This window comes from Streptococcus mitis, from assembly GCF_026782865.1.
Lineage (GTDB): Bacteria > Bacillota > Bacilli > Lactobacillales > Streptococcaceae > Streptococcus > Streptococcus mitis_CG.
The window spans coordinates 1-2,930 of record NZ_JAKUXK010000021.1; the positions used below are offsets into that span (position 1 = coordinate 1).

A 2,930-nucleotide genomic window follows, 5' to 3' on the forward strand; every position below is an offset into this window, starting at 1 on the left:
TCATTTACTTCATTCAACTCAGCAACATTTCCTTTAGGAATCTCTGTCTGATCTATAACCGCAGCAATATTTTCCAACATGAGGTCATTATCCTCATCACTATAACCCTCTTGAACTACCTTAAAAATATCTTCGTCATTGAAGTAGATAAGGCTATCGCCTACCATCCCTTCGGGATAGAGGCAAGCTCCGTAGTCAAAGCGATAAATATTCCCTTTGACAGGTGCTACAATCACACGAGCAATGATGAGCATCTTTTTGGTACTTCCTTTTAAAAATATTAGCGAGTGTAAATGGGAGGATTATCCTTCATTATTTCTTCTCCTAACTCTGTATTGCTTGATATCAGATCAAAAGGACAATCAGAGTCTATTTTATGACTCGCAATTTTTTTAGAAATCTTCTCAAAAAGAAGTAGCTCATTTTGAGAGTCATCAGAATCTATGACTAGTAAGTAACTACTTTCTTCTTTCACTAGTATCTTTACGAAAAAGACATTATTAACTGAAGGAATTTCCTTAAAAATATTTGAAAGCTTTTTTTCAATCAACGTTGTATCCTCAATTGGCTTTCCAAAAAGTATTTTACGTGAATTGATTAAAGATAATATCGATTCTATATAATCTTTGTCCATAAAAACACTGATTTCACAAGGATTCAATACAACATATTTTACAGGTGAATTACGTTCTAGAAATTTATAAATATATACTATATCTACTTTGGCGAACTTAACACTTTTATTAAATAATGAACTAGATAAATTGATAGATTCAAAATCAGTAAATATAGGCAAATACTGTCTACCATCGCTACCATTTAATGTGATTAGAATATCAGAGCTATCAATTGTAGTAAAAGGTACCAACAAATATGATTTTGAAAGAGCAATAGCAAATTTCTTCCAGTCTGACTCCCTGTTATTTTCTTTATATATATTATATAAAAGATTCAAATCTAACATTAACTTCCTCATTCTTCTAATAAAGCATCAATTCTATTTAATAATGACGAAAATTGAGTATTACATTTTGTCATATATGTAGCATCAGAATCAAGAATATAAAAATCCGATAAACCGTCTCTTGGGAAAAACATACTTTTGTACATTTTTCGAAGTTTCTCTATACATTCATTTGGGAGTTCAGGATTTTCTATATTTTGTATGATTGCTATCATATTTTTAAGCGTCCCTATAAAATAATTAACATTATGACGCTGCTTATGTTCTGATAGAATCCCTAATAAGTCAATTAACAATTCTATTAGTTCTTCTTTGAAATTTACCATCACCTTATTCCTCCTAGATGTGTTGTATTATTAAGAATTCCATCAATAGTCCAGGGTTTATTGATAAATATCTGTTCTTTGCCACCAATATATACTCCTCCTTGAGATCCTGTAGGACCTTCATAATAGACGGTACCTTTTGGGAACTTAGTAGCATAGATATCAGTCAATTCTGATGTACCTGTTAAGACTCCTGTATCCCTATCAATCCACTGAGGTTTAACTGCGGACTCTATCCTAACTTTTATTACTGACTCAGGGATATCCCTTGTATAATATTGTCCTAAAGGACTGTCAGAATTTCCTGCTCTAAAAAAGACCGTATCCTCTTCTAATATTTTCACATTATATTTACCGCTAGCGAAACTTTTAGCTGCAGTTTCATTAATTTCTAGTAGTGGCCCAGGATTTTCAATCATATTGTAACTATATTCTCTTGGATTGGTGGACACCTTATTGAGACTAAACTTGCTGGCTGCTGAAGCTACCGCATAGCCACCTACGATATTCCCGATAAAGTTTGCGGTTTGGGCATCTTCCTCACTACCACCTAGGAGCTTAGTCCCATGATAGGCTACCTGACCCGCTGTATAGGCGCCTGCTTCCCCTATCGCAAACTGGGTCACCCCCTTGACAACGCTCTGAGTCTGCCCTATGGGAATCATGATAGCACTCGCCGTCACAAAGATATTCCCAACATCATGATACAGCTTGTCATTCCCCATGAAAAGCGTATCTCTGATGGGATTTCCTGCTTTAGTCTGAATATCCCCTGCATTCCCAAGTTTGATATCCTGATCAGCCTCATACATATTAGAAGCCCCATAGGCTGTTGTCCCAAGACCCACTATACCGCCTGCAACAACTAAAGGAGTCGCAGAGCCCAATGTAACTACGATGGCTGTCACTCCGACAATGATAGTCAATGCGCTAACAGCCATGTCTTTCCAACCCTTATCTGATCGAGCCAAGGCTTCAAAACGAGCCTTGTCTCTCTCCTGGGCAGCTTGTACGCGTTCAACACGACTCTCCATCTGCTTGGTTGCCTGTTGGTAGGCTATCGCAAAGCGTTGGACAGACTGGAGTTTGGCGAAATCACCCGACTGATAAGTCCCTACAGTCCGTGTCTTCCCTGCATGCTCTGCGATCAAGGCCTTGGTCGCAGACAAGAGTTCCTTAAAGACGACCAAATCCTGACTCGCATGATTACTTTCATACTGGATGATCGAGTTGTCCAAGTTCTTGACCTGATTCATGAGAAAGTTATAGTTCATGACCGTACTGGTATGACTGCTTCCTGAATAGCTCACCAAGTCTGAAATCTTGTCCTTAGTCGTGTTCAAGAACTCAATCTCACTCTTTAGATTGTCACGTGAACTCTTTAAATCACTATGTAATCGTGTAAACACCTGACCTGGTAACTTTGCATGATTGCTTGAATCAATCTGGTAGTAACCATCCTTGTACAGTAGGAGGTTAGTTGAGTAGTCATTCATCAGGTTGACCAGAGTCTGAAGAAGAGTCCCATGCACCTCTACTAGGTAATTGCGCATACTCGAGATGGCCTGACCTTGGAGATTTTGATTGTTGATGAAGTCGCTCATAGCCTTATTTAGATTAGCGATGGCCTCTTCCCAAGC

Annotated in this window: 4 protein-coding genes; all 4 read right to left on the reverse strand. The window is 38.0% G+C overall.

Annotation, left to right across the window (positions count from 1 at the left end; genetic code table 11):
- Nucleotides 1-254: DUF4176 domain-containing protein (locus MK482_RS08935; protein WP_268718536.1), on the reverse strand; the 254-nt coding region annotated here is incomplete at its 3' end.
- 26 nt (nucleotides 255-280) lie between these two features.
- Nucleotides 281-964, reverse strand: a complete 684-nt coding sequence (locus MK482_RS08940) for an enhanced serine sensitivity protein SseB C-terminal domain-containing protein (protein WP_004264066.1) — start codon at nucleotides 962-964, stop codon at nucleotides 281-283.
- Nucleotides 965-972: 8 nt separating this feature from the next.
- Entirely contained in the window at nucleotides 973-1,290 is a 318-nt protein-coding gene (locus MK482_RS08945) for a hypothetical protein (RefSeq protein WP_004264076.1), read from the reverse strand.
- The coding region (locus MK482_RS08950; RefSeq protein WP_268718537.1) for a T7SS effector LXG polymorphic toxin at nucleotides 1,290-2,930 on the reverse strand (1,641 nt) is incomplete at its 5' end. The genes MK482_RS08945 and MK482_RS08950, both read right to left, overlap by 1 nt.